The sequence below is a fragment of the Spongiimicrobium sp. 3-5 genome, assembly GCF_046557915.1.
GTDB lineage: Bacteria > Bacteroidota > Bacteroidia > Flavobacteriales > Flavobacteriaceae > JBHEBG01.
The window spans coordinates 1-3,256 of record NZ_JBHEBG010000015.1 but is presented as its reverse complement, the minus strand read 5'-3'; the positions used below and the strand labels follow the sequence as shown (position 1 = coordinate 3,256).

General features: G+C 45.7%; 2 protein-coding genes and 1 pseudogene. All 3 read left to right on the top strand.

Annotated elements, in window-relative coordinates:
• On the top strand, positions 1-1,207 hold a 1,207-nt coding region (locus ACEQ81_RS18610; RefSeq protein WP_411032428.1), incomplete at its 5' end, for a gliding motility-associated C-terminal domain-containing protein.
• A gap of 28 nt (positions 1,208-1,235) precedes the next feature.
• Positions 1,236-2,177, top strand: coding sequence for a type IX secretion system membrane protein PorP/SprF (locus tag ACEQ81_RS18605; protein ID WP_411032427.1), 942 nt, complete (start codon positions 1,236-1,238; stop codon positions 2,175-2,177).
• 17 nt (positions 2,178-2,194) lie between these two features.
• Positions 2,195-3,256: pseudogene (locus tag ACEQ81_RS18600) on the top strand (hypothetical protein); the annotation flags it as partial.

Here is a 3,256-nt window from a genome sequence, read left to right as displayed (position 1 = left end):
TGCCGTACCTGCCCCGGAAACCTTCACGGCAACCGATAACTGTGGTACCGCCACTGTTGCCTTTACCGAAACCAGGACCGATGGGAGCTGTCCTTCGGATTATAGCCTGGAGAGGACATGGACCGCCACCGACGAGTGCGGACTTACTACCGTGCACATACAGACCATCACCGTACAGGATACCACAAGCCCCGTGTTCGTGGGGACATTACCCGTGGACATCACCGTGGAATGCGATGCCGTACCTGCCCCGGAAACCTTCACGGCAACCGATAACTGTGGTACCGCCACTGTTGCCTTTACCGAAACCAGGATCGATGGAAGCTGTCCTTCGGATTATAGTCTGGAGAGGACATGGACCGCCACCGATGAGTGCGGACTTACTACCGTGCACATACAGACCATTACCGTACAGGATAACACAAACCCCGTGTTCGTGGGGACATTGCCAGTGGACATCACCGTGGAATGCGACGCCCAGGTCCCTGTAGCAGAAACCTTTACAGCTACCGATAACTGTGGTTCGCCTACAGTGAACTTTACCGAAACCAGGATCGATGGAAACTGTGTATCCAACTACAGTCTGGAAAGGACATGGACGGCCACCGATCTATGCGGTAATGAAACTATACATGTACAAACAATAAACGTAGAGGACACAACCGCTCCGGTTTTTGTAGAAGCGCTACCACAGGACGGTTTCGCCGAGTGCGATACCATTCCCGAAGCTGCGATACTTACGGCCACGGACAATTGCGGTACCGTAACCGTAGACTTTACCGAAACCGAAGTGCCAGGAAATTGTAGCTCCCGATACTCTTTGGTACGGACATGGACGGCCATCGATGATTGTGGCAACGAGACCTCCCATACGCAAACCTTGCAGCTTACCTGCCCCCTTAAGGTGTACAATGCCGTATCGGCCAATAGTGATGGACGAAACGATGGTTTCAAACTGGAGGGTATTGATTGTTTCCCCAACAATAATGTAAAAATATTTAACCGTTGGGGGGTAAAAGTATTTGAAGCAAATGGATATGATAATAACGATAGGGTATTCGAAGGATTCTCAGATGGCAGGCTTACGATCGCCAGGGACGAAAAACTGCCCACAGGAACCTATTTCTATGTAATACAGTACACCTCCGAAGACAGTGGAGAAACAACTCAGCAATCAGGTTTTTTATACTTAGCGAGCGACAATTGATCCATATCCATAAAAACAAATAGAGACCATGAAAGTAATCTATACCAACTATAAAAAAATTGCGTTCCTTATCCTATTGGCAATAGGCCTCCCCATCCTTTGCCATGGCCAGCAAGATTCGGAATACACCCAATATATGTATAATACGGTTACAGTAAACCCTGCTTACGCCGGCAATAGGGGCGTATTGAGCTTCAATAGCCTTTATCGTTCCCAATGGGTTGGATTGGACGGGGCTCCCAAATCACTCACTTTTTCACTTAATAGCCCCGTTGGGGAAAGGGGTGTGGGCCTTGGCCTTTCCGTTATCCATGATGAGATAGGCCCATCTACTGAAAGTACGGTGACCGCAGATTTTTCCTATACCATCTCTTTGAGCAGAAGGACCCATCTATCCTTCGGTTTAAAAGGAGGGGTACACCTTCTCGATGTCGACTTTGGAAAATTAGGTCCGGAAGATCCAACCGATCCAAATTTTTTAAACAATATCGACAATCGTTTTTCCCCCAATGTAGGTCTGGGTGTTTACCTCCATTTTGACGATAGATGGTATGTTGGATTGTCATCTCCAAATATATTGTCCACCGACCATTATGATGATACGGTATCTTCTACCGCATCGGAACAAGCGCATATTTATTTTATTACCGGATATGTGTTCGACATTAGTAAAAATATTAAGTTTAAACCGGCCACGCTGATAAAAGCCGTTAAGGGCGCCCCCGTGGCTTTTGATGCATCCGCTAACTTTTTGTTCAACGATAGGTTCACTATGGGGTTTTCCTATCGCTTGGATACAGCCATTAGCGGACTGGCCGGTTTTCAAATAAACGATCGTTTAATGCTGGGCTATGCCTATGATTACGATACCACCGAACTTGGGAACTACAATTCCGGATCCCACGATTTCTTCTTGCGCTTTGAACTGGGAACAAGAATAAGAAAATCCGTAAATCCAAGATTCTTTTAACACCTTATACACCGATTATGAATACATATCTAAAAACTCCATACCTATGTACCTTGTTCTTTTTTGTCCTTGCCCTTACCGGTTTTGGGCAGGAGGTAAAACTGGATCGTGCCAATAAAAAATATGCCGATCTTGCCTATATAGATGCTTCGGAGCTTTACCTAGACCTTGTTGAATCGGGATACAGGTCCGAGGAACTCTTCAGGAAACTGGGGAACATCTATTATTTCAATGCTAAATATGCAGAGGCCGCCCGTTGGTACAGGGAATTGTTCTCCATGACGGAAGATTTGGAACCCATATATTATCTCCGCTACTCACAGTCATTAAAGGCATTGGGCAACGAAGAACTCTCCGTTCATTGGTTCAATACCTATGTAGAAAAAGAAGTTTCCATGAACAAACCTTATGGAAACGCTATAGACTATTTAAAGATCATTGAGGAGAACTCCGGACGATACACTATGGAGCTCGCCAATATTAACTCTACCGGGGTGGATTTCGGGGCTGCCTTCAACCAAAAAAATTTGGTCTTCGCCTCCACGCAAAACAAGAAAAGTCGCGCACGTCTAAGCCCATGGGATGGTTTGTCATTTTTAAACCTTTATCAGGCACCTATAGAAACAAATGGATATCTCGGTACTCCTAAGAAACTAAAAGGTAAAGTAAATACCAAGTATCATGAATCCAGTGCGGTCTTTACCCAAGATGGAACCACCATGTATTTCACAAGGAACAATGTAACACCCTTTAAGAACAGAAGAGAAAGGGATGTACAACATTTAAAAATCTACAGGGCCACATGGAAAAAAGGAAAATGGACCGATGTTGAGGACCTGCCCATAAATGGGGACGATTATTCTAACGCGCACCCCGTTTTAAGCCCTACCGAGGATAGTATGTATTTTGTGTCTGACAGGCCGGGATCCCTGGGTCTTACGGATATCTATACTGTGGATATAAACCCGGATGGCTCCCTGGGCATTCCAAAAAATCTGGGGAAAAAAATAAATACCAAGGGAAGGGAATCTTTCCCCTTCCTTGCCAAGGACAACGAACTGTACTTCTCCTCCGACGGA